Origin of the sequence: Sphingomonas sp. STIS6.2 (assembly GCF_000732685.2) — a bacterium.
Lineage (GTDB): Bacteria > Pseudomonadota > Alphaproteobacteria > Sphingomonadales > Sphingomonadaceae > Sphingomonas > Sphingomonas aerolata.
Genome location: NZ_JPDP02000160.1, coordinates 92,429 through 116,108, shown reverse-complemented (window position 1 = coordinate 116,108; position 23,680 = coordinate 92,429). Strand labels below are relative to the sequence as shown.

25 protein-coding genes are annotated in these 23,680 nt (G+C 66.6%); 4 read left to right on the top strand and 21 right to left on the bottom strand.

Going from position 1 to position 23,680, the window contains the following annotated elements; genetic code table 11:
* Positions 1–6: 6 nt before the first annotated feature.
* The 13 genes from recO to sphst_RS18585 form a co-directional block, all read right to left on the bottom strand.
* Positions 7–738 carry a DNA repair protein RecO gene (gene recO / locus sphst_RS18645; protein ID WP_056680120.1) on the bottom strand — a complete coding sequence of 244 codons (732 nt, stop codon included), beginning with the start codon at positions 736–738 and terminating at the stop codon, positions 7–9.
* Positions 739–816: 78 nt separating this feature from the next.
* Entirely contained in the window at positions 817–1,719 is a 903-nt protein-coding gene (locus sphst_RS18640) for a GNAT family N-acetyltransferase (protein ID WP_031394306.1), read from the bottom strand.
* A complete protein-coding gene (locus sphst_RS18635; protein ID WP_031394305.1) occupies positions 1,719–2,672 on the bottom strand; it encodes a polysaccharide deacetylase family protein in 954 nt (317 codons plus the stop codon). The genes sphst_RS18640 and sphst_RS18635 overlap by 1 nt, the downstream gene beginning before the upstream one ends.
* A 116-nt stretch (positions 2,673–2,788) precedes the next feature.
* The gene (gene uvrC, locus sphst_RS18630) at positions 2,789–4,714 is read right to left on the bottom strand and encodes an excinuclease ABC subunit UvrC (RefSeq protein WP_031394304.1); all 1,926 of its coding nucleotides are present in this window, start codon (positions 4,712–4,714) and stop codon (positions 2,789–2,791) included.
* A gap of 314 nt (positions 4,715–5,028) precedes the next feature.
* Positions 5,029–5,349, bottom strand: a complete 321-nt coding sequence (locus sphst_RS18625; RefSeq protein ID WP_031394303.1) for a DMT family transporter — start codon at positions 5,347–5,349, stop codon at positions 5,029–5,031.
* 184 nt (positions 5,350–5,533) lie between these two features.
* Positions 5,534–6,166, bottom strand: a complete 633-nt coding sequence (locus sphst_RS18620) for a F0F1 ATP synthase subunit B family protein (RefSeq protein WP_043156982.1) — start codon at positions 6,164–6,166, stop codon at positions 5,534–5,536.
* On the bottom strand, positions 6,159–6,653 hold the full coding sequence (locus sphst_RS18615; RefSeq protein WP_031394301.1) for a F0F1 ATP synthase subunit B family protein: 495 nt from the start codon (positions 6,651–6,653) through the stop codon (positions 6,159–6,161). The genes sphst_RS18620 and sphst_RS18615 overlap by 8 nt, the downstream gene beginning before the upstream one ends.
* A gap of 55 nt (positions 6,654–6,708) precedes the next feature.
* Positions 6,709–6,936, bottom strand: a complete 228-nt coding sequence (locus sphst_RS18610; protein ID WP_031394300.1) for a F0F1 ATP synthase subunit C — start codon at positions 6,934–6,936, stop codon at positions 6,709–6,711.
* A 43-nt stretch (positions 6,937–6,979) separates the two neighbouring features.
* Entirely contained in the window at positions 6,980–7,738 is a 759-nt protein-coding gene (locus sphst_RS18605; protein ID WP_031394299.1) for a F0F1 ATP synthase subunit A, read from the bottom strand.
* A gap of 70 nt (positions 7,739–7,808) precedes the next feature.
* On the bottom strand, positions 7,809–8,129 hold the full coding sequence (locus tag sphst_RS18600; protein ID WP_031394298.1) for an AtpZ/AtpI family protein: 321 nt from the start codon (positions 8,127–8,129) through the stop codon (positions 7,809–7,811).
* A gap of 264 nt (positions 8,130–8,393) precedes the next feature.
* Positions 8,394–8,774: a YdbL family protein gene (locus sphst_RS18595; RefSeq protein WP_031439562.1), complete on the bottom strand. Its 381-nt coding sequence runs from the start codon at positions 8,772–8,774 to the stop codon at positions 8,394–8,396.
* Between the two features lies 1 nt (position 8,775).
* Positions 8,776–8,952 (bottom strand): YnbE family lipoprotein, encoded by a 177-nt coding sequence (locus tag sphst_RS18590; RefSeq protein ID WP_081874129.1) that lies wholly within the window; start codon positions 8,950–8,952, stop codon positions 8,776–8,778.
* A gap of 47 nt (positions 8,953–8,999) precedes the next feature.
* Entirely contained in the window at positions 9,000–12,131 is a 3,132-nt protein-coding gene (locus sphst_RS18585) for a YdbH domain-containing protein (RefSeq protein ID WP_234387744.1), read from the bottom strand.
* A 173-nt stretch (positions 12,132–12,304) separates the two neighbouring features.
* Here sphst_RS18585 and radC point away from each other — a divergent pair, with 173 nt between their 5' ends.
* Positions 12,305–12,997, top strand: coding sequence for a RadC family protein (gene radC, locus sphst_RS18580; protein WP_031394655.1), 693 nt, complete (start codon positions 12,305–12,307; stop codon positions 12,995–12,997).
* Between the two features lie 76 nt (positions 12,998–13,073).
* Here the strand turns inward: radC and sphst_RS18575 are convergent, their stop codons facing one another.
* A complete protein-coding gene (locus sphst_RS18575) occupies positions 13,074–13,511 on the bottom strand; it encodes a hypothetical protein (RefSeq protein ID WP_031394654.1) in 438 nt (145 codons plus the stop codon).
* A 234-nt stretch (positions 13,512–13,745) separates the two neighbouring features.
* On the opposite strand from sphst_RS18575, the gene purB reads away from it, so the two are divergent.
* On the top strand, positions 13,746–15,044 hold the full coding sequence (gene purB / locus sphst_RS18570) for an adenylosuccinate lyase (RefSeq protein ID WP_031394653.1): 1,299 nt from the start codon (positions 13,746–13,748) through the stop codon (positions 15,042–15,044).
* Positions 15,045–15,372: 328 nt separating this feature from the next.
* On the opposite strand, the gene sphst_RS18565 is transcribed toward purB, so the two are convergent.
* The 3 genes from sphst_RS18565 to dnaK all read right to left on the bottom strand — a co-directional run bounded on the left by sphst_RS18565 (position 15,373) and on the right by dnaK (position 19,077).
* Positions 15,373–15,840 (bottom strand): hypothetical protein, encoded by a 468-nt coding sequence (locus sphst_RS18565; protein ID WP_159043706.1) that lies wholly within the window; start codon positions 15,838–15,840, stop codon positions 15,373–15,375.
* A gap of 35 nt (positions 15,841–15,875) precedes the next feature.
* Positions 15,876–17,012, bottom strand: a complete 1,137-nt coding sequence (gene dnaJ / locus sphst_RS18560) for a molecular chaperone DnaJ (protein WP_031394651.1) — start codon at positions 17,010–17,012, stop codon at positions 15,876–15,878.
* Positions 17,013–17,169: 157 nt separating this feature from the next.
* Entirely contained in the window at positions 17,170–19,077 is a 1,908-nt protein-coding gene (gene dnaK, locus sphst_RS18555) for a molecular chaperone DnaK (protein WP_031394650.1), read from the bottom strand.
* A gap of 156 nt (positions 19,078–19,233) precedes the next feature.
* Here dnaK and sphst_RS18550 point away from each other — a divergent pair, with 156 nt between their 5' ends.
* Both sphst_RS18550 and sphst_RS18545 read left to right on the top strand, forming a co-directional pair.
* Positions 19,234–19,680, top strand: a complete 447-nt coding sequence (locus tag sphst_RS18550; protein ID WP_031394649.1) for a copper chaperone PCu(A)C — start codon at positions 19,234–19,236, stop codon at positions 19,678–19,680.
* Positions 19,677–20,159 carry a hypothetical protein gene (locus sphst_RS18545; protein ID WP_031394648.1) on the top strand — a complete coding sequence of 161 codons (483 nt, stop codon included), beginning with the start codon at positions 19,677–19,679 and terminating at the stop codon, positions 20,157–20,159. Before sphst_RS18550 ends, sphst_RS18545 begins: the two co-directional genes overlap by 4 nt.
* 60 nt (positions 20,160–20,219) lie before the next feature.
* On the opposite strand, the gene sphst_RS18540 is transcribed toward sphst_RS18545, so the two are convergent.
* The 4 genes from sphst_RS18540 to hrcA form a co-directional block, all read right to left on the bottom strand.
* Positions 20,220–20,459: a hypothetical protein gene (locus sphst_RS18540; RefSeq protein ID WP_031394647.1), complete on the bottom strand. Its 240-nt coding sequence runs from the start codon at positions 20,457–20,459 to the stop codon at positions 20,220–20,222.
* A 95-nt stretch (positions 20,460–20,554) separates the two neighbouring features.
* Positions 20,555–21,778 carry a threonine synthase gene (locus sphst_RS18535; protein WP_031394646.1) on the bottom strand — a complete coding sequence of 408 codons (1,224 nt, stop codon included), beginning with the start codon at positions 21,776–21,778 and terminating at the stop codon, positions 20,555–20,557.
* A gap of 137 nt (positions 21,779–21,915) precedes the next feature.
* Positions 21,916–22,455 carry a nucleotide exchange factor GrpE gene (grpE, locus tag sphst_RS18530; RefSeq protein WP_031394645.1) on the bottom strand — a complete coding sequence of 180 codons (540 nt, stop codon included), beginning with the start codon at positions 22,453–22,455 and terminating at the stop codon, positions 21,916–21,918.
* 25 nt (positions 22,456–22,480) lie between these two features.
* A complete protein-coding gene (gene hrcA / locus sphst_RS18525) occupies positions 22,481–23,524 on the bottom strand; it encodes a heat-inducible transcriptional repressor HrcA (protein ID WP_031441504.1) in 1,044 nt (347 codons plus the stop codon).
* Positions 23,525–23,680: the final 156 nt, after the last annotated feature.

Sequence of the window (23,680 nt, the reverse complement as noted above, 5' to 3'; positions counted from 1 at the left end):
CCGCGCTCACGCAACCGCCCTTTTGAGCCGATCGACGAGGCGAGCCCGCGCTGCGAGCGGTTCGGCGCGGCGTTCGACCAGGACATCGCGCGTCAAAAAATGCTCGGTCAGGCGCAGCCCGTCGAAGATGTCCGGCCACCCCGCCTCGCCGCCAGCGGTGAGAAACGCGGGCAGCGGCAACAGCTTGGCTTCATAGCCCTGCGCCGCCCCGCGCGACACCGCCGCGCCGGTCCGCGGGCTGACGAATGCGAGGTCGTCGACCGCGCCGCTCGCCACGCACTGGTCAAGATCGAGACCAAAACCGAGCTCTGCGAGCAGCAGCAGTTCGTACCGCACCAGCGCCGCGGCCCAACCGCGCGCCGACGGCGCCGCCTCGATCGCGCCGAGGACGCCGTCGAGCGCGTCGTGGATATGCGGATAGGGCTGCGCCTCCGGCAGCGCGACCGCGGCGAGCGCCGTCGCCCATTCGAGCGCGCCTGCCGCGAGTGGCTCGCCGTGCAGCGTCGCGCGGCTGTGGATCAGCTCGGCGGTCAGCGCGGCGAGCTGGTCACCGGTCCGCGCGCGCCATTCGCCCTGGATCACGTTCGCCGCGAGCAGCACCGGCCGCATCGCCCGCGACCGTCCGCCGCGCACATAACCCGGCTGAACGCCGTCCTCACGCGTCAATGCCCGCACGATCGCGCCATGCTCGCCATGCTGGCGAACGGCGACGACGATGGCGGACGCGCGAAGATGCATCGCCCGTTCTTACGCGTGCGTCGTGACGAACGGGAGCCTCGAAAACTCTGTTAGATCCAGATCCCCGGTCAGGCGCGCTCAGCGCCGGATTCCGCGCATCATGCGTGTGAGTCGCGGATGCGACAGCGCCCGCTTCGCCCAGCCCGCAGCACCATCGAATGCCCCCAGCGCGGCCACCGTCGCGCGGTTCGCCAGCGTCGGCCGCAACAACAGCAGATCGACGCACGCCGTCCCCGCGGTGGCGAACTGCCGCTTGTGCTGCCCCTCCCCCTCGGTGAAGTCGAACCAGACGAACCGGTCGTCGAACAGCTGCCGCATCGCCTCGACCTGCAACACAGCGCCCGGCGACAGCGCGTTATCGGCCGGGTCATGCCCGACATGGTCATAGCGCAGCGTCCCGCCCTGCGCGGTACAGCAGAGATAGGCGATCGGCCGGCCCTCGACGAACAGCAGCCAGGCCCGCACCCGGTCCGCCGCGGCGAGCGCCTTGAAACCCTGCAGCGCCGCCTCGCCATCGGGGAGCCCCGATCCCAGCAGCCGCTCCTGATAGGTCGTCGCCGACACCGCCCGCGCCAGCGGGTGAAACACCGCAATCTCGGCGGGGGTACTATAGCCACGGATGTCGAGCGCCCCGCCCGACAACGCTGCCAGCCGCTTCGTCTTGCGCTTCAGCCCCGACCGCGCACTGCCCGACAGCATCGCAAGCCATGCCGCCTCGCCGATCCGCAGGTCTGCGTGATACCGGACATAACGCTGCCGGACGACGGTCAGCAGGCCATGCGTGTCCAGCACGTCCACCCGGTCCGCGGGCAGCGACGTGATCACATAGCCGTCGGCCTGGGTCGCCAGCGCGGGCAGGATCGGCACGTCGCCTGCCAGCACGTCATCGAGCGACAGTGCGACGCGCACCAGCCGGCGCGGGATCGTCGCGAGCGTGCGCGCGCCGAGCTGGAACTTCAGGCGGACACTGACCGCGGTCATCAAGCGCGTTCTTCGACCCAGTTCGACCAGAGCTGCTCGGCCTGGCGCAGGCCCCGCCGGATCGGATCGCGCGCCAGCGGCCGGTCGTGCCGGCCAAGGACCAGCGGCGGGCGATCGCGGAAATGCCGGGTTGGCAAATCCGTGCGCAGCTCCGCCAGCGTCGCGCACAGCGCCTCGAACCGGCGGACATGGACCGCGTTCGCGCGCGTGCCCTGCCGATTCGCCAGCTCGAAACCATGGCTGACGATCGTCGCGGCGACATGCCCCCGGGCCGCGGCGTGCTCGAGCGCATCGCGGCTTTCGTTCGCGGACAGGGCGCAGAGCTGCAGTGTGCGCAACTGGCCCGGCCGATCCTCGATGACGGTCACCGGGATCTCGATCAGGCCCTGCGCAGCGACCGGCGCGATCTGACGCGGCGACAGCGAGATCCTGCTCGCATCGCATGACGCCGCACCGTTATGGCTGCTGTCATAGGCGAAGCCCAGCGCAGCGAGCGCGGCGAGCGTATCGTCGTTCGCGGCATAGCTGCCCGCGCGAAACGCGATCGGGTCGGGCGCACCCGCGTCGATCAGCAGTTCGGTGGCGCGCAGGATCAGCGCGTATTGTTCGGCCAGCGGATAGTCGGACAGGTCGAACTTCGCGTGATTCGCGCCGCGGTCCCGGGCAATTGCGGCGGTCCAGGCGGGATGGAGATGCAGCTGAACCTCCTGCCCCGCGTCGAGGATCGTTGCGACCATCCGCCGGACCGGCTCGATCCCGAAGGTCAGCGCGGGCATCGGGTCGACGAAGAAACAGGCCTTCAGCCCGTACCGCGCCAGCTTGTCGAGCTGATAGCTGATCCCGACCCCCGCGGGCTCGACCGACCGGTGGTAGATCGCATCGCTACAAAGCCCCTCGCGGTGGTGCCGCCAGGCAAATTCGGTGTCGATCGTCAGGAAAACTGCCGTGGTCACGTCACTGGCCTAGTGTCCCGTGGTGAAGATAAGGTTTCCGCCTACGAGACAGGCGTGACCCGACCTCCGCAATCTATCGGCCCCAGCTGACGATTGATCAACATTATTAAACTGAATTACCTTGAATGGTAAAAGTCGTACACCTGCTGTGCGACCGCTGCCGATACCCCCGGCGCCTGCTGCAGATCCTGCAGGCTGGCGTTGCGGACCGCGCGACCGGTGCCGAAATGCATCAGCAGCGCCTTCTTGCGCGCCGGGCCGATGCCCGGAACCTCGTCGAGCGGACTCGCGCCGATCGCCTTGCTGCGCTTGTCGCGGTGGACGCCGATCGCGAAGCGGTGGACCTCGTCGCGCAGCCGCTGAAGGTAGAACAGCACCGGCGCGTTGACGGGCAGCTGGAATTCGCGCCCGTCGAGCATGTGGAATACCTCGCGCCCGTCACGACCATGCTGCGGCCCTTTGGCGATCCCGACCAGGCACACGTCCTCGACGCCGAGCTCCTCGAGCGCGGCCTTCACCGTATTGAGCTGCCCCTTGCCGCCGTCGATCAGCACCAGATCCGGCCATTCGCCCGAATTGCGATCGGGATCCTCGGCCTGCGCGCGCGCGAACCGCCGGGTGAAGACCTCACGCATCATCCCGAAATCGTCGCCCGGGATGGTCTCCTTGTTCTTGATGTTGAACTTGCGATACTGGCCCTTGCGGAAGCCCTCTGGGCCGGCGACCACCATCGCGCCGGTCGCGGCAGTGCCCTGGATATGGCTGTTGTCGTAGATCTCGATCCGCTGCGGCGGCTCGGCCAGGTCGAACAGGTCGGCGACCTCGCGCAGCAGCTTGGCCTGAGTCGTCGACTCGGCCTGACGTCGCTCGATCGCCTCGACCGCATTGCGCTTGGCCTGGTCCATCAGGCGACGGCGATCGCCGCGCTGCGGCACCTGCACCGCAACCTTGTAGCCCGCGCGCTCGCCCAGCGCCTCGACCAGCAGCGCGCCTTCGGGAAGCTCGCGGTCGAGCAGGATCTGTCGTGCGGGCGGCACGTCCTCGTAGAACTGGCCAAGGAAGCTGGTGAGCACCTCGTCCTCGGGCACGTCGTTGGTGTGCTGCGGGAAGAAGCTGCGATGCCCCCAGTTCTGGCCGCCGCGGATGAAGAAGGCCTGGATGCCGATCAGCCCGTCCTTGCACGCCATCGCGAAAATGTCGGCGTCGCCCACCCCTTCCGCGTTGATCGCCTGCGTGCCCTGGATGAACGTCAGCGCCTTCAGCCGGTCCCGCAGCAGCGCGGCGAGTTCGAAGTCCATGTTTTCGGCGGCAGCCTGCATCTGCGCGCCGAGCTTGGCCTGCACGCCGGTCGACTTGCCCGCGAGGAAGCTCTTCGCGTCCTCGACCAGCTCCTTGTACGCACCCTCGTCGATCCGGCCGACGCACGGCGCGGAGCAGCGCTTGATCTGGTAGAGCAGGCACGGCCGGTCGCGGGTCTTGAAGAAGCTGTCGGTGCAGCTGCGCAGCAGGAACAGCTTCTGCAGCGCGTTGAGCGTGTTGTTGACCGATCCGGCGCTGGCGAACGGGCCGTAGTAATTGCCCTTCGCACGCCGCGCGCCGCGGTGCTTCTGGACGCGCGGGAAATCGTGATCGTCGCGCAGCAGGATGAAGGGGAAGCTCTTATCGTCGCGGAGCAGCACGTTGTAGGCGGGGCGATAGCGCTTGATCAGCTGCGATTCGAGCAGCAGCGCCTCGGCCTCGTTGTTGGTCGTGACGATCGTCATCGACCGGGTCTGGGACACCATCCGCTGCAGCCGCTTGGTCAGGCGTTCGACCTGGACATAGTTGGCGACACGGTTCCTGAGCGCGCGCGCCTTGCCAACATAGAGCACGTCGCCGCGCGCATCCTGCATCCGGTAGACGCCGGGGCGGATCGGCAGCGTGTCGAGCACGTTGCGGATCGCCGCGACGCCCGCCGCAAGATCGGGCGCCTCGCCGCCACCGCGGACGGCGAAGGTGGATTTGTCTTCGTTGAAACGGTCGGGGGAATTGGGGGAGGACATCGCTGGGGAATCTAGGGAGTCGAAGGGGGTTATGCCAGCCGAGGACTTGATGGTCACGCGAAGGCGCGATGGCGCGAAGAGTAGAGAATTTTCGCGCAGAGGCGCAGAGGACGCAGAGAGAAGAAGCGATTAGGGTTGGCATCTGTCCTCGAACCGCCGGAGGCTCATGGCCCGTGTGGCAGTCGGAAGATCCATCCCAAGCGCCACGCCTCCGCGCTCTCTGCGCCTCTGCGCGAACTAATTTTCCTTCTTTTCGCGCCATCGCGCTTTCGCGTGAGCAGTCTTCTTCATGCCCTGCGGGCAACGGCAGACGATCAGGCTTGCGCAAACACCTTGGTCCCAACGATCCCGATGACGGTCAGCGCCATGAAACACGCCTGCACGCCGCTGACCTTGTCGCCAAACAGGATCACGCCACCGATGATCACGCCGATCGCCCCAGCGCCGGTCCAGATCGCATACGCCGTACCCGCCGGCAGCCCACGCATGGCGAGCGCGAGCAGGCCCATGTTGACGAAGCTCAGCACGATCGGAACCGAAGACGCCTGCCACGTGGCAACGGTCGCCGCCCATTTGAGGCTGAGCGCCCAGGTGATTTCGGTGATCACGGCAACGCCGAGGATGAGCCAGGACATAATAGTATCTCCAACGGGCTCAGATTGGAGACGCAGCCGCCGGAAACCCGGGAAGAGACGGCCGCCTGTTACAAAACGAAAAAGGCGCCAAGCGAACGACTGTTCACCCGTCGAAACGGGGGTCCAGAGTTGCGGGCGCGGTGTCGTGAGAATCTGCCCCCCGCTTTCGCGGGGGAACAGACGATTAGTTCAGGCGGCCAAGCCCCGAGATCGACCGATCGACCATCGCGCGGTCGGCGGCGGCATCGTGATGCTCGGCGATCAGAATACCGGCTGCCTTGGCAGCGGCGTCGGCGGCCCGCGCACGGACCTCGGCGATCGCGGCGCGCTCTGCGGCGGCAATCTTGTCCTCGGCCATCTTGGCGCGACGCGTCATCAAATCCTCGGCACCCGCCTTGGCCTTGGCGATGATCGCCGCGGCTTCGGTATGCGCATGCGCCTTCATCGCTTCGGCTTCGAGATGCGCGGTCTTGGCCTTGGCCTCATACTCCGCACGGATCGCCTCGGCTTCGGCGCGCAGCGCCTTGGCCTCGTCGAGCTGCGTGCGGATCCCGGCGATCTTGGCGTCGAGCGACCGCCCGATCATGCCGGGGACCTTCTTCCACACCATCAGCGCCAGGACGATGATCATCGCGATCGCGACCCAGCCGGTCGAGTTGACGCCGAGCGCGGTCGGGTCGACGACATGCTCGACGGTACCGGGCGCGACGGTGTGACCCTGCAACCCCTGATTGTCGATCGAGCCTTCGGGCGCCATGCCCTCGGCCGAGATCACCTTGGCCGGTGCGTCCGGGTTGGTGGCGGGGGTATTAGCCATGAGCCATCGTCCTGCGTACCGCATCGCTCGCCGAGTCCAGGCTCACCTGAAGTCCGGCAACCTTGTCGGCCAGTTGCTGTGCCGCTTCGGCTGCGACATTCTGAAGATTGGCGAGGGCCTGCGCCTTCGCATTCGCCACGGCGAGATCGTGATGACCCAGACGCTCGGCGATTTCGGCATCGGCCGCATGGACCTGCTGCTCGAAAGCCGTTGCCGCCCGCTTGGCCGCGGCCGCGGTCTCGGCCTGTGCCGCGACGCGGGCCGCATCCATTTCGGCCTGCCAGGTCGCCTGGACCGTGTCGGCCTGCGCCCGTGCAGCGACTGCCGCTGCCAGATCGCCCGCGATTCGGCCTTCACGCGCGTCCACGGTCGACACGATCTTAGGCACCATCCCCTTGCCGATCCCGAAATACAGGATCCCGAAGGTGAGGAGCAGCCAGAAGATCTGTGAAGCGTAGGTGGCGGCTATCTGGGCAATCTGGGGCATGGCAGTCCTTCGTGATACGGCCGGACGGGATATCGCCCGGCCAGATCAGCGCATGTTAGGCGACGAACACCAGGATGATCATCGTGACGAATGCGAGCAGACCGAGAAGCTCGGCAGCCGCGAAGCCGATGAACAGACGGCCCTGCTGGCTGTCGGCAGCGCCCGGATTGCGCAGCGCGCCGGCGAGGAACTGGGCGAAGACGTTACCCACGCCGAGTGCGGCGAGGCCCATGCCGATCGCTGCGAGGCCGGCACCGATCATCTTTGCTGCGTTGACGTCCATGTTAAAACTCCCTTGGAAAATCAGTAGTGGTTCGAAAGAAAACTTAGTGAAGGTTGACCGCGTCGTTCAGATAGACCGACGTCAGCAGCGCGAACACATAGGCCTGGATCGCGGCGACCAGCAGCTCGAGCAGCGTGATGCCGATCATCAGCAGCATGCTCGGCGCGGTCACGAGACCGATATAGACGCCGCCCAGGTTGATGCCGTTGATCACGAACGCCGCCAGCACCTTGAGCAGGATATGCCCCGCGGTCATCGCGACGAACAGTCGCAGACCCAGCGAGAACGGACGCACCAGGAACGACATCAGCTCGACGACGAAGATCAGCGGGATCATCAGCGCGGGCGTGCCGCTCGGCACGAACAGCGAGAAGAAGTGGAAGCCATGCTTGCCGAAGCCGACGATCAGGACGATCGCAAAGCTGATCAGCGCCAGCACGCCGGTGACGGTCATGTGGCTGGTCACGGTGAACGGGTGAACACCCGGCACGATACCGAACGGCATCAGGCCGATGATGTTCGCGAACAGGATGAACATGAACAGCGAGAAGACGTAAGGGATGAAGCGCTTGCCGCCGGGCCCGACATTCTGCTCGAGCATACCCGAGATGAAGCCCGTAAAGCCCTCGACCGCGGCCTGCCAGCGACCGGGGACGAGCTCGCGCTTCATCCCGCCGATCATGAAGGCCCAAAGTGCGACCAGCGTCACCACCATCCACATCGCGGAATTGGTGAAGGACAGGTCGTAACCACCTACGATCCAGTGCGAGCCGAACGCCGGCTCGATCAGGAACTGGTGCATCGGATCGATCTTGCCGCCCTGTTCTGCCGCCACGTGGAATCCCTGCCGTCTTGAAACGACAAACGCCCGGCTACTCCGGGCGTTCGCCTGAAATTCGAATGATTTGCCTGAACGCGACCGCAATTCCGAGGAACAGCAACACGATCAGACCCCAAGGCCCAGTGCCGACCCAATGGTCTATCAACCATCCGATCAGCGCACTGCCGACGAGACTCCCGATCAGGGCGGAGATGACCCGATTGCCCTGCGAGTAACCCCGCTCGGCATCCGGCCCTCCCTGCCCCTTTTTCAGCGTCTCCCGAGCCTTGACCTCCCTCAATCGCTCATCGAGCGCGGAAAGTCGCGGATCTTCAACACCGTAGGGGTCCTGTCCGGGTTCGATCTCCGCCACGACATGCTCTCCACCTGATACGACACCGGGGAGATATACGCAGCGACGAGCGATCCCGCCAAGGCGCGGTCCGTTTAGAAAAGGGGGGGGGCCAAGTCAACCGGTGTGACAGTATCGTCATCAATGTGGTGACTGCGCGGCGCGTTACGCCCTCTCCCATCCGTCATCCTGACGAAAGCCAGGATCCAGAGCCTCAGGCGGACCGTGCGTGGCTCTGGATCCTGGGTCGAGCCCAGGATGACGGAGGGCATCAGAACAGCATGATCAGACGCAGCGCGAATCACGCTCCGGCGCGGCAGCGGTGCGCGTCTTCCACACACCACCCGGCGTCTTGTACTTCTCGCCCGGATTGGTCCCCGCGATCAGGTTGCAACCGCTGGTGAACGCCAGCTGCTCGACCGTCGCGCCGCTTGCCTGCGCCTTGGCGGTATAGGCCGACTTGCGCTGGATGTTGATGCTGTTGACCAGCGCGCGCAAATCGCCGCTCGCCGCGCCGACCAGCCCAAGATAGCCGTCGGGCTGCTCGCCGACCTCGCCGCCCGCGCGCGCCGCGGCATAGGCGGGGTCACGCTGCGCCGACGCGGCGACCGACAGGCCGCCAAGCACCGCCACCGCCGCTATCATCGTCAAAGCCTTGATCTTCATCTCAGAATATCCCCGGATTCTGCTGGATCAGCGATTTCGCCTCGCCATCGAGACGATAGACCACTTCCTGCGTCACATTGATGTTGAGGTTGATCTCGATCGGCTTGTCCGGCGCCGACACGTTGATGCAGCCCGGCAGGGCGGCGGCGGTCGTGACCAGAAAGACGATCGTCCTCATCCTGTGCAAGATCGGTCTTTGCTCCAGCTTGTTCAATCCTGTTTCGGTCATGGCACGATCCTGCTTTCGGCGGGCTGAATGGATGGGGCTGCGGGAACGGCAGGCCCGGGGGATGGCGGCGCGGACTGCTGCTGGATCAGCGCGGGCAGGTTGCGCTCGATCAGCCGCTTCGGATCATAGAAGCTCTGCGCCGAATCGAGCAGTCCGCGAAACGGCGCCTTGATCCGGATGTTGAACACGAAGGGCAGCTTCTGCAGCCGGCGGACGATGAAGTTCGACTTCGCCCCCTCGCCCTGGCTGATCCCGGCAAAGCGCACGTCGGTCACCATCTCGCCCGCGAGCGGCCCGTTCATGCCGACGCGGAGCGACTGGTAGCGCAACGACTTGAGCGCCTGGAAGGCGATGTTCGCCCAGATACCGAGATCCTTCTGGCTGAGATCGCCGACATAGGCGAGCGTCCCGCCGCCCGGCCGGACGCGCAGGTCGCCGCCCTCGATCCGCCCGCCCGTCTCGTCGAAGATCATCGGCAGCACGCCGTCGAAGATCCCCGTCGCGTCGAGATTCTTGAAATCGAACTGCTGCAGGAACTGGTCCGCGGCCATGTTGGCGATGTGGAACGTCATCCGCCGCTCGCTCTGCGCGGAAAAATCGAGCAGCGTCGGGTCGAGCGTCAGCGATCCGCCCGCAAACGGCCACGCCCCGCCCTCGACCTGCACGCGCGCACCCGGCAGGGTCTGATAGCGGATCGTCCCGTCGCTGACCGGGATGCCGGGGTTGAGCGTGCGGATCGTCGCGACCTGCCCCGGTGCGCTTTGCAGATTGAGCAGGTCGGTGAAGCGGATCTCGGTCGCGATCCCGGTCACCGGGCCGAACGCGGCGGCAAGGTCGGTGCCCGCGGTCCGGAACACCCCGGTGCTCGTCACGCCGTCGGGGGTCCACGCGATGTGTCCGTCGCCGCTGACCGATCCATTGACGTCGGCGATCACGCCGAACGTCAATGGCGTCAGCGCCTCGGGTTGCAGCGCGTCCTTGGCGAACACGATCCCCGGCACCAGCAGGTCGGCGCGGCCGATGCCCGTGCTCAGCGCGTGGACGAGCGTGACGTCGGCGACCTTGGTGCTGCTGACCGGTTCGAACAGCGTTCCCGCCGCGGTGATCGTGCCGCCGACCAGCGACAGCATCACGCCGCGCGCCGCGACCGGCTTGAACCGCGCGGTGGCGGCGGCGTCGCTGACACCCATCGTGCCGTCGAGCGCTAGCGCACCGCCGATCAGCGTCCAGTCGCCCGCCGCCTCGTTCAGCAGCAGCGGCACATTGCCGATCTGCCCCGCCCCGCCGGTGAACGCGCCGGCGATTCCCTGCGTCGTCATCCGCCCGGTGATCGTCGCGAAGTCGAGCCGCGTGACCCGCTCGGGCGCGCGGATCCGGGTCTGCACGCCGTCGATCGCAAAGCCCCGGTCGGCCAGCCGCAGCGTCACTCCGCTCGCGTTCAGCGTCAGCGGCGTCCGCCCCAGCCGCCCCGACAGCGCGGCCGCGGCGATCCGCGCACCGCCGCGCAGACGTCCGCGATCGGTCTGCACCAGCGCTCCGTCGATCGGGCACAGCGACAGCCGCGCAGGGTCGAGCACCAGCCCCGACACCGCCAGCCGACGGACCGCGAGCGGCGTGCAGCCAGTGTTGACGACGAGCCGCGTCTTCCCGTCCCAGCGGGCATCGATCGGCATCGACAGGCCTTCCACCCGGTTCGCATTTCCGTCGCGTCCGTTGCCGATCGGACCGTCGAGTGTCACCCGCGTCGTGATCGCGGTCGCCCCGCCGGGCGTCGCGCTGAACCGTACCGGGGTCACCGCCAGCCGCGCGCCGTCCACGACATAAGGCGCGACCGTCGCGACGCCGCGGACCGGCGCACCCGGTCGGGCCTGGGCGAGCGCGATACGCGCCTCGGGCAACCCGCCACCCCGCGTCGCAAGCGTCGTGTCGAGCGTGACGCCTCCGCCAGACGCACCGCGTCCGGGCCATGCGAACCGGAGCCCCTCCCCGCCATCAAGCGAGATCCTCGCGCCGCTCGCCGATGCGAGCGCGAGGCGTGACAGCACGGCCTCGCCGCGCCCGCCGCGCTGCTGAACAGCGATCACCGCATCCGCCGCAAAGCCCTTTGCGGCCCGCGTTACGGCCTGCACCGCGGCGTTCAGGAGGGGCGCGACGGGCGACCCAGCCGCCGATCCCTGCAACGCCTCCACCCCGGCAAGCTGACGTGGGGCGATCGCGGCACCCGCCGCGCGAACACGGCCCTCGAACGCGATAACCTCACCAAGACGGTAGGATCCTGCGATCGCCACACGGCGTGCGCGGCCCTCGGCCGTCCGCACGGTCTGCGCGGCGATATCCGCCTTGCCCGAGGTTCCCGCAGCAGTGCCCGCGAAGTTGACGTCGCCCTTGGCCGCGGCGAACGTCGCACCGGGCAGGATGGCCGGTCCGGTCGCCAGCGCGGCCCGCCCCTGCCAGCGATCGAGCGCCGCACCGAGCGTCAGGTCGAGCGTCGCGACGACGCTGTCCGCGCGCGATTCGCCGCACGCCAGCCGCCCCAGCCGCACCGGACCCTTCAGGATCGGTTTCGCCGCATCGATCCGCACGCGAACCGTCGCGGCAAGGCGGTCGCCCGTACAGCCGCCGACGCTCAGCCGGTCGCTGACCGCAGCAAGCGAGCCCCTGAAACCGTTATCGAGCTTCCCCGTCCCGGAAAGTTTCAACCCGACCAGCCCGTAAGGCGTCTCCAGCCGCATCCGCGCATCGTCGACGGTCGCGTCGAGCGCGGGCAGCGCGAACGGCTTGCCCGAGGGTGCGGGCAGAAGGCGGTCGATCGCCCCCAGCGACAACCGTCCGTCGACCAGCCGCCCACGCAGCCGCACCCGCCCTGCGCGCACCGCCTCCAGATAGGGACCCGACAGCCCGACCCCGGTCCGCGTCTCGACCCAGTCCGCGACCAGATCGGGATCGGCCGGATCACCAAGCACGACATTGGTCAGCCTTTGCCCGCCAAGCGCCAGATCGGCGATCTCGTAGCGCGCAGGCACCTCGGCCCGCGCGAGTTCGCGATCGATGAAGCTCGTAGCGATCTGCTTGCGCAGTACCCAGACCCCGATGAGCAGGGCGAGCAGGAGGAGCGCTACGACCAGCACGATTCGCTGAATCCGCGCAAGTCCGCCGCGACGGCGGGCCGGCGCGTGACGGCGAGGGTCGGGCCCTGTCTCGCTCGTCTCGGTCAACCGCTTACTCCGTCACGCTTTCCCGGCCTGCATAGGCGGTAGCGGGGGCGTCATGCAATTGCGGCTGGATGTGCTAGCATCCGGCCATGGCGGGGGCAGACGATATAGTCGACGAGCGCAAGGGGCACCGGGCGCGGCTGCGCAAGCGGCTGTTCGAGGGCGGTGGAGAGGCGCTGCTCGATCACGAGCTGATCGAATATCTCCTCGCCGTCGCGATTCCCCGTGCCGACACCAAGGCGCTCGCCAAGGCGCTGATGCGCGAATTCGGGGGCATTGGTGGGGTGCTGACCGCCGATCCGGCGGCGCTCGCGCGTGTCGATGGCATGGGCGAGATTTCGACCGCCGCGGTCAAGATCGCGCACGCCGCCGCGCTTCGCCTGTTGCAGGCGCGCGTCGGCGAGCGGCCGGTGCTCGCCAACTGGCAGGCGCTGCTCGACTATCTACGTGCGGACATGGCCCACCACGCCATCGAGCGGTTCCGCGTCCTGCATCTCAACACGCGTAACATGCTGATCCGCGACGAGGTGATGAGCGAGGGCTCGATCGACCAGGCCGCGGTCTATGTCCGCGAGGTGATCCGCCGCGCGATCGATCTCGGCTCGGCCTCGATCATCCTTGTCCACAATCATCCCAGCGGCGACCCCTCCCCCAGTCGCGCGGACATCGAGATTACCCGCACGATCGCGGAGGCGGGCAAGCGGCTGGGAGTCGCCGTACACGATCACATCGTCATCGGCACCGCCGGGCATGTGAGCCTCCGCGCGCAAGGACTGATCTGACGGACGCATGACACGAAAAGGCCGCCGGGGTCAGCCGGCGGCCTTGAGGTCGCGAGGATCCTCCCGCGCGCGTGGTTCAGCCGGCCTGGGTCAGGAACCTGGTCAGCTCGGTCTTGGTCAGCATCTTGTTCTTGTCGGCATCCGCCTGCGCGAACGCACCATCGACCCATTTGCGCGTCTCGGGCGCGGCCGCGACCGTCGTCGGGTCCGACTGCGTCTTCAAGGCGACCATCCAGGCGCCAAATTCGGACGTGCTCAGCAGATTGTCGCCATTCTTGTCATATCCCGGAAATTCCGCATCGACGACCTGCGCCACCTGCGCCCCCGTCACCGGCTGCTGTGCAGTCGCTCCCGCAGGATTGCCCTGCATCGTCGAAGATGACGGCGACTGCAGCGAAGATTCCGTCTGCGCCATGGGCTGCGCCGGTGAGTTGGGCGCCCCGCCGGGCATGGTCTGAGCCGATGTCGGCGTCGCAAGCGCAATCGCACCGATAAGTAGAGTAAATTTCAGCATGTCTTCTCTCCTGCTGCGACCTAGGTGGCGACTTTCCAATCGCGAAGGTCGTTCGTTCGGATAGTAGGCGACACCAATGCATGACTGCCGCGCAGGGTTCCGTTGGCCTCGCCCGATCGCCCCGGGGCTGGATTTGAACCTTGCCGTCCGGCCTGCTACCGCGCGAGCGATCGCCGCCGTGGGTCCCGCCGGGGCGCGCGTCGCGCCCCCTCTCCCCAGCCACAGGAAATCCCGATGGTCCCCCGCTATTCCCGCCCCGACATGGTCGCGATCTGGACGCCCGAAGCGCGCTTCAAGATCTGGTTCGAAATCGAGGCGCACGCCACCGACGCGCTCGCCGAACTCGGCGTCGTGCCGAAAGAGGCCGCGGCCGCGATCTGGGAAAAGAGCGCGTTCGAGGTCGACCGGATCGACGAGATCGAGCGCGAGACCAAGCATGACGTCATCGCTTTCCTGACCAACGTCGCCGAGCATGTCGGCCCCGAGGCGCGCTTCATGCACCAGGGCATGACCTCGTCCGACGTGCTCGACACCTGCCTCGCGGTCCAGCTGGCCAAGGCGAGCGACATCCTGATCGCCGACCTCGACGCGCTGCTGGTCGTGCTCGAACGCCGCGCGCGCGAGCACAAAATGACGCCGACGATCGGCCGCAGCCACGGCATCCATGCCGAGCCCGTCACCTTCGGCCTCAAGATGGCGCAGGCGCATGCCGAATTCGCGCGCAACCGCGCCCGACTGGTGGCGGCGCGCGCCGACGTCGCGACCTGCGCGATCTCTGGCGCGGTGGGCACGTTCGCCAACATCGACCCGTTCGTCGAGGACTATGTCGCGGGCAAGCTCGGCCTGTCGGTCGAGCCCGTCTCGACCCAGGTGATCCCGCGCGATCGCCATGCGATGTTCTTCGCGACACTCGGCGTGATCGCCAGCTCGATCGAGCGGCTCGCGACCGAGATCCGCCATCTCCAGCGCACCGAAGTGCTCGAGGCGGAGGAATATTTCTCGCCCGGTCAGAAGGGCTCGTCGGCGATGCCGCACAAGCGCAACCCGGTGCTGACCGAGAACCTGACCGGCCTCGCGCGCATGGTCCGCAGCTATGTCACCCCCGCGCTCGAGAATGTCGCGCTGTGGCATGAGCGCGACATCTCGCACTCGTCGGTCGAGCGGTACATCGGACCCGACGCGACGATCACGCTCGACTTCGCGCTCGCGCGGCTCACCGGGGTGATGGACAAGCTCGTCGTCTATCCGGCACGGATGGAGAAGAACCTCAACAAGATGGGCGGCCTCGTCCATTCGCAGCGCGTCCTCCTCGCGCTGACGCAGGCGGGGGTGAGCCGCGAGGACGCCTATCGCCTCGTCCAGCGCAACGCGATGAAGGTGTGGGATTCGGACGGTGCACTCTCGCTGCTCGACCTGCTCAAGGCCGATCCCGAAGTGACGCTGAGCGATGCCGAGCTCGAGGACAAGTTCGACCTTGGCTATCACCTGAAGCACGTCGACACGATCTTCGCCCGGGTGTTCGGCGCCGCCTGACGGCGGGAGCTAGACTAACCCACCCGTCATCCTGACGAAAGTCAGGATGGCGAGGGGGGAGAAGCGAAACCCACCAAAGTGCACGCAACGCAATTACGATTTCATGTTACAAAATTGCGACAACTCGCAACTACCGCCATATCGCCTATGCCGGATATTACTCCGGCATCGGAGACCTACCCATGCGCATGTTCGAAACCGTGACCAGCTCGATGCTGGCGATCGCGGCTCAAGCGCTGGTGGTCGGGGTGGTCATTTCCACCCTCTGATCCATCGGCCCGCCCGCCCCTCCAAGGAGGGGCGCGGCTAGGGTCGCAGGCTCCCGCCTTCAGGCTGCTAGCGCTAAACCCCGTCGATGATCGTCATCGTTGGCGCCACTAGGCGCATCGGGTTTGCGCACGCGTATCGCACGGCGGTTTGCACCCACCGGCCGCCCACGTCGTAGAACCGCCGCCAGCCGAGCCGGCAAACCCCGGATCCGCAGGCTCCACGCAGCGCCGATCACCCCGATCGCGACGTCCAGATACGCCGAAACTTCGAACGACGTCAGCCAGATCGCAATGTCGGGCGCGCCCATCATGGCAACCCGGACCCTGTCGCCATCATCGGCGAACATCATGACGCACGCTGCCGCAATCACCACCAGACCGACCGCGACGTCGCCGCGCGTCAGCCGCGCCACCCGCCTGACCGGCGCCTCGACCAGAAGCATGCGGAGGAACCGAGACAGGGGGATCGTGGGCACCGCGAGCATCAGCAGCCAGCAAGCGAGAAACGTCACACCGATTGCCGCCACACTATCCCCCTGTCGCGCGCGCCAAGCAGCGCGGCCTATTCCGCGGCGAAGACGCCCTTCAGTTTGGCGAAAAACCCCTGACTGTCGGGGCATTCGTCACCGGTCTCGGTCTCGCGGAACATCTCGAGCAGTTCCTTCTGCCGGTTCGACAGACGGGTCGGAGTCTCGACGTCGATCTGCACAACCAGATCGCCATGACCACGCCCTTGCAACACCGGCATGCCGGCACCGCGCTGACGAAGCTGCTTGCCCGACTGGATGCCCGCCGGAATCTTCACCTCGTGCGTGCGCCCGTCGAGGCCGGGAATCGACAGCGATCCGCCTAGTGCGGCGACCGTGAAGCTGATCGGTGCGCGCGCGAACAGCGTCGTACCTTCGCGCTCGAACAGATTATGCTTGGTGACGTGGAGGAAGATATAGAGGTCGCCCGCCGGTGCACCGCGCGCGCCGGCCTCGCCCTCGCCCGTCATCCGGATCCGCGTACCTTCATCGACACCGGGCGGCACGTTGATGCTGAGCGTCTTGGTCTTCTCGACCCGGCCCTCGCCACGACAATCGGGGCATGGATCGGCGATCACCTGACCCGCGCCGTTGCAGACCGGGCAGGCGCGTTCGACCACGAAGAAGCCCTGCTGCGCGCGGACCTTGCCGTGACCGCCGCAATGCTGGCAGGTCTTGGCCCGCGTACCGGCCTTCGCGCCCGACCCGTCGCACGTGTCGCACACGGCCGAGACATCGACGGTGATTTCGGTCGCCTTACCGTGGAACGCCTCTTCCAGGCTGACTTCCATGTCGTAGCGCAGGTCGGCGCCGCGACGTGCCGACGATCGGCCACCACCGCCGCGCTGCGCGCCGCCCATGAACTCGCCGAAGACGCTTTCGAAAATGTCGCTGAAGCCGCCGAAATCCTGCGCGCCGCCGCCATGACCGCCGCCCCCGCCATTCTGGAACGCGGCATGGCCGAAGCGATCATAGGCCGCGCGCTTCTGGGGATCCTTGAGGCAGTCATAGGCCTCGCTGACCGCCTTGAACTGGGCCTCCGAATCCTTGCAACCGGCATTCTTGTCCGGGTGATATTTCATCGCGAGCTTGCGGTAGGACGACTTGATCGTCCCCGCATCCGCGGTCCGCTCGATCTCGAGCAGTTCGTAATAGTCTGTCTGGGTACTCATAGCGGCCCTCTTAGCCCTCTCCCCTCCGGGGAGAGGGTTGGGTGAGGGGCAGTTCCGCGCGACAGTGCGCGGAACTGCCCCTCACCCCGGCCCTCTCCCCGACCGGGCACCCATGAAAATATTACTTTCATGGGACCCTGGGGAGAGGGAGTTTCAGTTACGCCTTCGGGTTCTCGTCGACTTCCGAGAATTCGGCGTCGACGACGTCGTCGTCCTTCTTCGCCGAATCGCCATCAGCCGACGGCGAGGCATCCGCCTGAGCCTGCTTCTCGTAGATCGCCTGGCCGAGCTTCATCGCGACCTGGGCGAGCGCGGTGCTCTTCTCGGTCATCGCGTCCGCATCGCCGCCCTCGACCGCGGCCTTGGTCGCGTCGATCGCGGCCTGGATCTCGGTCTTGAGCGCGTCGTCGACCTTGTCGCCGTTATCGGCGAGCTGACGCTCGGTCGTGTGGATCAGGCTCTCGGCGTTGTTCTTCGCCTCGGCCCCGGCACGACGCTTCTTGTCTTCCTCGGCGAAGGTCTCGGCATCGCGGACCATCTGGTCGATGTCGCTGTCCGAAAGACCACCCGAGGCCTGGATGCGGATCTGCTGCTCCTTGCCGGTGCCCTTGTCCTTGGCGGAGACGCTGACGAGACCGTTGGCGTCGATGTCGAACGTGACCTCGATCTGCGGCACACCGCGCGGCGCCGGCGGGATGCCGACGAGATCGAAATTGCCGAGCATCTTGTTGTCGGCCGCCATCTCGCGCTCGCCCTGGAACACGCGGATCGTCACCGCGCCCTGGTTGTCGTCCGCGGTCGAATAGGTCTGCGACTTCTTGGTCGGGATCGTCGTGTTGCGATCGATCATCCGGGTGAACACGCCACCCAGCGTCTCGATACCCAGCGACAGCGGCGTCACGTCGAGCAGCAGCACGTCCTTGACGTCGCCCTGCAGCACGCCGGCCTGGATCGCGGCGCCCATCGCGACGACCTCGTCCGGGTTGACGCCGGTGTGCGGCTCCTTGCCGAAGAACTGCTTCACAACTTCACGGACGCGCGGCATGCGCGTCATGCCGCCGACGAGCACGACCTCGGAGATGTCGTCGGCCTTCAGGCCGGCGTCGGCGAGCGCCTTCTTGCAGGGGTCGAGCGTGCGCTTGACCAGGTCCTCGACCATCCGCTCCAGATCGGCGCGGGTGATCGACTTCACCAGATGCTTCGGGCCGTTCTGGTCCGCGGTGATGAAGGGTAGGTTGACCTCGGTCGACTGCGCCGAGCTGAGCTCGATCTTTGCCTTCTCGGCCGCTTCCTTCAGACGCTGCAGCGCCAGCTTGTCCTTGGCGAGGTCGATGCCCTCCGCCTTCTTGAACTCGTCGGCGAGGAACTGGACGATCTTGTTGTCGAAATCCTCACCGCCCAGGAAGGTGTCGCCGTTGGTCGCCTTCACCTCGAACACGCCGTCGCCGATCTCGAGGATCGAGATGTCGAACGTGCCGCCGCCAAGATCATAGACCGCAATCGTCTTGCCGTCCTGCTTGTCGAGGCCGTAGGCCAGCGCCGCCGCGGTCGGCTCGTTGATGATGCGCAGCACTTCGAGGCCGGAGATCTGGCCGGCGTCCTTGGTCGCCTGGCGCTGTGCGTCGTTGAAGTAGGCGGGAACGGTGATGACCGCCTGCGTGACCGTCTCGCCGAGATACGACTCCGCGGTTTCCTTCATCTTCTGCAGCGTGAACGCCGAGATCTGCGAGGGCGAGTAATCCTTGCCGCCAGCCGAGACCCATGCGTCGCCGTTCGGCCCGCGCGAGATCTTGTACGGGACCAGCTCGGTGTCCTTCTTGGTGATCGGATCGTCGAAACGACGGCCGATAAGACGCTTCACCGCAAAGATGGTGTTGTCGCCGTTGGTCACTGCCTGGCGCTTGGCCGGCTGGCCGACCAGTCGTTCGCCGTCCTTGGCGAATGCGACGATCGACGGCGTGGTGCGCGCGCCTTCGGAATTCTCGATGACCTTGGGCTTGCCGCCTTCCATGACGGAAACGCAGCTGTTGGTCGTGCCGAGATCGATACCGATTACTTTAGCCATGAGTTTAAATAGCCCCTCACACATCGTAAAAAAGTCTCGGGCTCCACCCCGTTACGGCAGTGGAACCTTTCGATTGATGGGCGCGATATAGGTTGGCTCGCGCTTGCCGCAAGATTGTACGGCCCGTAGAGATCGCAAGAGGGGTATGAAGTGGCGATGATGACGATGCGTGGTATTTTTGCCGTGACGGCCCTGGTCGGGGTGGCGGCCTGTGCACAGCCGCAACAGCTGTCCGTCGAGAAGGCGTGGGTCCGGCTCGCGGCGGTCAAGGGTGGACCGGCGGCAGGCTATTTCACGATCCATGGCGGGCCGAGCGATGCGACGCTGATCAACGTCACTACCGATGTCGCGATCCGGAGCGAGATGCACGAGAGCATGTCGGCCGGCGGCGTGTCGTCGATGAAACCGATCGCGCGCGTCGAGATCCCGGCCAAGACCGATGTCGTGTTCGCGCCGGGCGGCCGTCACGTGATGCTGTTCGACGTAAATCCCGGCATCAAGCCCGGTGAACGCACCATCACCTTCACCCTCACCTTCGCCGACGGCACCAGAATCCTGCAGAACGCAGCCGTCGTCGGCGCCGGCGACACCGGAACCAAGTGAGCGTTCGCGATCGGTCGACGCGAGCGCTGACCCCGGCCGAGACGAGGCTTGCCGCTTCGGTCTTCGGCGATGCGATCGACTATGCGCCGGTGCGGCTGGCACGCCGTAAATGGGCGTTCTTCCAGCCGCGCGACACGGTGATGGCGCCGCGCGGGTGCATCCATTTCCACCCCAAGGGCGATCTGTGGTGCGACGATTTCGCGCACGCCCATCTGACGCTGCAGGGGCTGTTCATCCACGAGATGACGCATATCTGGCAACACCAGCGCGGTATCTTCCTCCCGCTCGTACGGCATCCGTGGTGCCGCTACGACTATGCGCTGCGTCCCGGCGTCGGGCTGCACCGCTACGGTATAGAGCAGCAGGGCGAGATCGTCCGCCATGCCTTCCTGCTGCGTGCCGGCGCGACGATCGCAGGCGCCCCGCCGCTCGCGCAGTACGAGACGCTGCTTCCGTTCAAGCCGCGGGTGTCGGCCTAGTCCGCCACTCCCCAAACCGTCACCCCAGCGAACGCTGGGATGACGTGGGTTAGTGCACTGTCAGAGCCAGCTGCGCCCATCCGGCCCAGCACAACCATAGGGCGGCAACTGCCCGAAGAACCGCTCCTGCATCTTGTGACAGCCCCAGGCGCGCAGCGGCGCGGGCGCATAGCCGTTCAGCGCGATGCCGACCTCGTCATACGGGGTCTCGCCGCGCGCGACATACATGTACCATCGCCCGCCGAACATGACCGCCGCCGCGACCAGCACGACACACACGACCTGAAGAATCTTCTGCATTTCCGCCCTTTTCGTGATGAAGGGCGCCCCGTTGCAGATAACATGGATTAATATCAACCACCGGAAGGCGAGCCCGGCCGGTGGCGATTCCCATCCTACAATGCGTCGAAATCGATAGCTTGTGTTCTATCAAGCGCTTGCGGCGCTTCGGGCATCGGATATTTCAGTCCGGTCGCACAATTAAAAAGTACGACGCGGTCGTCTTCGTCGACCAGACCGGTGTTCAGCGCCTGTCGATAGGCCGCGAGCGTCGCGCCACCCTCGGGACACAGCAACAGCCCGTCCTGCTTGGCCGCTGCCTCGACCGCCTTGAGGATCGCCGGATCGCCGACTGCCATCGCCTGCCCGCCGCTCTCGCGGACCGCGCGCAGGATCAGGAAGTCGCCGACCGCCTTCGGCACGCGAATGCCCGCTGCGACGGTGCTCGCATCCTCCCAGCGCTCAGCATGCTCCTCGCCTGCCTCGAACGCGCGGACGATCGGCGCGCAGCCGCTCGCCTGCACCGCAAACATCTTTGGCCGCTCCGACCCGATCCAGCCGAGCTGCTCGAGCTCGTCGAACGCCTTCCACATGCCGATCAGACCCGTGCCGCCACCGGTCGGGTAGAAGATCGCATCGGGCAATTTCCAGCCGAACTGCGCGGCCAGTTCCAGCCCCATCGTCTTTTTGCCCTCGATTCGATAGGGCTCTTTCAGCGTCGAGAAATCGAACCAGCGCCCCTCGGCGGCGCCCTTGCCGACGATCGCACCGCAATCGTCGATCAGCCCGTTGACGCGCCAGACGCGCGCGCCCTGCATCGCGATCTCGCGGACGTTGATCTCGGGCGTGTCGTCGGGACAGAGCACGATCGTCTCGATCCCGCAACGCGTGGCATAGGCGGCCAGCGCCGCGCCGGCATTGCCGTTGGTCGGCATGGCGATCTTCGTGACGCCGAGCTCCTTCGCCATCGCCACCGCCATGACCAGCCCGCGCGCCTTGAAGCTGCCGGTCGGCAAACGCCCTTCGTCCTTCACGAAGACGTTGGGGCCACCGGATTTCGGGATCGGCACCAGCGGCGTCTCGATCTCGCCGAGACTGACGATATTGGACGTCTGGCGCACGGGCAGAAGCTCGCGCCACCGCCACAGATCGGTCGGCCGCGCCTCGATCGTGTCGCGCGAAATCGCCGAGCGCACCGCGTCGAGGTCGTAGCGGACGAGCAACGGCCTGCCCGCCCGTGAAAGGCCATGAAGCTGGTCCGCCTCATAGCGTTCGCCGGTGATCGAACATTCGAGATGCGTGACGAACGTCTCGCGATCGGTGGTCAGGTTCTCGTTCATGGCGTCATCCCGGCGAGGCAGAAAGTTGGGCGCCGTCGCTAGCCGTTCCCCCACGAAGGCGGGGGCCCAGGCTTACAGGCGACAGCGTTTGGAACCCTGGGCTCCCGCCTTCGCGAGAGAACACCAGCCCGACAGGCTCACCCCGCCTTGGCGACGCCCACCATCGCAGGCCGCAGCAGGCGATCCTTGATCATATAGCCCGCCTGCATTTCCTGGACGATCGTGCCGGCCGGCTGGTCGCTCGGGATCTCCAGCATCGCCTGATGCTTGTTCGGGTCGAGCATCTGGCCCTCGGCCGCGATCTTCGTGATGCCGTGGCGCTGGAACACGCTCTCCAGCTCGCGACCGGTGGCTTCCAGCCCGGTGACGAGGCCCTTCATCTTGTCGTCCGCACGCAGATCCGCCGGAATCGCCGACAGGCCGCGCGCAAGGTTGTCGGCAACCGACAGCACGTCGCGCGCGAACGCGGTGGCGGCATAGGCGCGCGCGTCCTGCGCTTCCTTCTCGGCGCGGCGGCGGACATTCTGCACCTCGGCCTGCGCATAGAGGACATTCTGCTTGGCCTCGGCAAGCTGGTTCTCCAGCTCGGCGACGCGATCGTTCGAGGCCACTTCGGGTGCGGCTTCGGCGGTCTCTTCGCGCAGGTCGGCAGGCGTGTTCTGATCGATATCGGACATTGTTTTCCCTATAAGTTGGGCCGGCTCAACCCATCAACCGGGCGAGCGTTGCAGCCGTGAAATCCACCATGGGCACGACGCGCGCATAGTTCAACCGCGTGGGGCCGATCACGCCCACCACGCCGACCACCCGCCCGTCCAATCCGCGGAACGGCCGCGCGATCACCGACGAGCCGGACAGGGCGAATAATTTGGTCTCCGCACCGATGAAAATCCGCGTCGAATCACCCGCCCGTGCACTGTCGAGCAGCGATGCGACCTCCTGCTTTCCCTCGAGATCGTCGAGCAGGTCGCGGACCCGGTCGAGATCGGCTGCGGCGGCCGCATCGATCAGCCGCCCCTGCCCGCGGACGATCAGCACCGGGCGGCGATCCGCATCCTCGCTCCACACCGCGATCCCGCCCTCGACCAGCATCCGCGCCGCACCGTCGAGCGCCGCCTGCCCGTCCGCCAGCTCGCGCTCGATCCGCAGCCGCGCCTCGGCCAGCGTCAGCCCGCCGAGCGTCGCCGACATGTAATTGCCCGCCTCGACCAGGGTCGACGGCGACATGCCCTTGGGCAGCGCGATCACGCGGTTCTCGACCGAGCCATCCTCGCTGACCAGCACCGCGAGCGCCTGATCGGGCGACAGCGCGACGAACGCGATCTGGCGCAGCGTCATCTCGCGCTTCGGCACCATCACCAGCCCCGCGCATGCCGACAGCCCCGACAATGCAAGCGTGGTGGCGGCGAGCGCCTCCTCGACCGGACCACCGACACCGGCGCGCGCCTCGATCGTCTGGCGCTCCTCGAACGACGGCTCCATCGCCTGCATCATCCCGTCGACGAACAGCCGCAGGCCGCGATCGGTCGGCATCCGCCCCGCGCTCGTATGCGGACTGGCGAGCAGCCCCAGCCCCTCCAGCTCCCCCATCACCCCGCGAATCGAGGCGGGCGACAGGCTGAGCCCGGCCAGCTGCGCGATCGTCTTCGATCCCACCGGCGTGCCGCTGGCGAGATAGCTGTCGACGACCGCACGAAAAATATCGCGCGCGCGGTCGGTCAGTTCGGTGACGGGGGGCGTGGCCATGCGGCTGATCTAGGCTGGCGAGCGACCAAACGAAAGGCTAGGCAGCCGCTTTCCCCGTTCGTGCCAAGTAGCGGTCGAGCGAAGTCGAGACCGCGTATCGAGGTACATCTCCTTCGATACGTCCTCTCGACACGCTCGATGACTACTCGGGACGAA

What these genes read in the sequence shown, in the direction of transcription:
- recO (WP_056680120.1), bottom strand. Translation starts at nt 738, where the DNA reads ATGCATCTTCGCGCGTCCGCCATCGTCGTCGCCGTTCGCCAGCATGGC.
- sphst_RS18640 (WP_031394306.1), bottom strand. Translation starts at nt 1,719, where the DNA reads ATGACCGCGGTCAGTGTCCGCCTGAAGTTCCAGCTCGGCGCGCGCACG.
- uvrC (WP_031394304.1), bottom strand. Translation starts at nt 4,714, where the DNA reads ATGTCCTCCCCCAATTCCCCCGACCGTTTCAACGAAGACAAATCCACC.
- sphst_RS18625 (WP_031394303.1), bottom strand. Translation starts at nt 5,349, where the DNA reads ATGTCCTGGCTCATCCTCGGCGTTGCCGTGATCACCGAAATCACCTGG.
- sphst_RS18620 (WP_043156982.1), bottom strand. Translation starts at nt 6,166, where the DNA reads ATGGCTAATACCCCCGCCACCAACCCGGACGCACCGGCCAAGGTGATC.
- sphst_RS18615 (WP_031394301.1), bottom strand. Translation starts at nt 6,653, where the DNA reads ATGCCCCAGATTGCCCAGATAGCCGCCACCTACGCTTCACAGATCTTC.
- sphst_RS18610 (WP_031394300.1), bottom strand. Translation starts at nt 6,936, where the DNA reads ATGGACGTCAACGCAGCAAAGATGATCGGTGCCGGCCTCGCAGCGATC.
- sphst_RS18605 (WP_031394299.1), bottom strand. Translation starts at nt 7,738, where the DNA reads ATGCACCAGTTCCTGATCGAGCCGGCGTTCGGCTCGCACTGGATCGTA.
- sphst_RS18595 (WP_031439562.1), bottom strand. Translation starts at nt 8,774, where the DNA reads ATGAAGATCAAGGCTTTGACGATGATAGCGGCGGTGGCGGTGCTTGGC.
- sphst_RS18590 (WP_081874129.1), bottom strand. Translation starts at nt 8,952, where the DNA reads ATGAGGACGATCGTCTTTCTGGTCACGACCGCCGCCGCCCTGCCGGGC.
- radC (WP_031394655.1), top strand. Translation starts at nt 12,305, where the DNA reads ATGGCGGGGGCAGACGATATAGTCGACGAGCGCAAGGGGCACCGGGCG.
- sphst_RS18575 (WP_031394654.1), bottom strand. Translation starts at nt 13,511, where the DNA reads ATGCTGAAATTTACTCTACTTATCGGTGCGATTGCGCTTGCGACGCCG.
- purB (WP_031394653.1), top strand. Translation starts at nt 13,746, where the DNA reads ATGGTCCCCCGCTATTCCCGCCCCGACATGGTCGCGATCTGGACGCCC.
- dnaJ (WP_031394651.1), bottom strand. Translation starts at nt 17,012, where the DNA reads ATGAGTACCCAGACAGACTATTACGAACTGCTCGAGATCGAGCGGACC.
- dnaK (WP_031394650.1), bottom strand. Translation starts at nt 19,077, where the DNA reads ATGGCTAAAGTAATCGGTATCGATCTCGGCACGACCAACAGCTGCGTT.
- sphst_RS18550 (WP_031394649.1), top strand. Translation starts at nt 19,234, where the DNA reads ATGATGACGATGCGTGGTATTTTTGCCGTGACGGCCCTGGTCGGGGTG.
- sphst_RS18540 (WP_031394647.1), bottom strand. Translation starts at nt 20,459, where the DNA reads ATGCAGAAGATTCTTCAGGTCGTGTGTGTCGTGCTGGTCGCGGCGGCG.
- sphst_RS18535 (WP_031394646.1), bottom strand. Translation starts at nt 21,778, where the DNA reads ATGAACGAGAACCTGACCACCGATCGCGAGACGTTCGTCACGCATCTC.
- grpE (WP_031394645.1), bottom strand. Translation starts at nt 22,455, where the DNA reads ATGTCCGATATCGATCAGAACACGCCTGCCGACCTGCGCGAAGAGACC.
- hrcA (WP_031441504.1), bottom strand. Translation starts at nt 23,524, where the DNA reads ATGGCCACGCCCCCCGTCACCGAACTGACCGACCGCGCGCGCGATATT.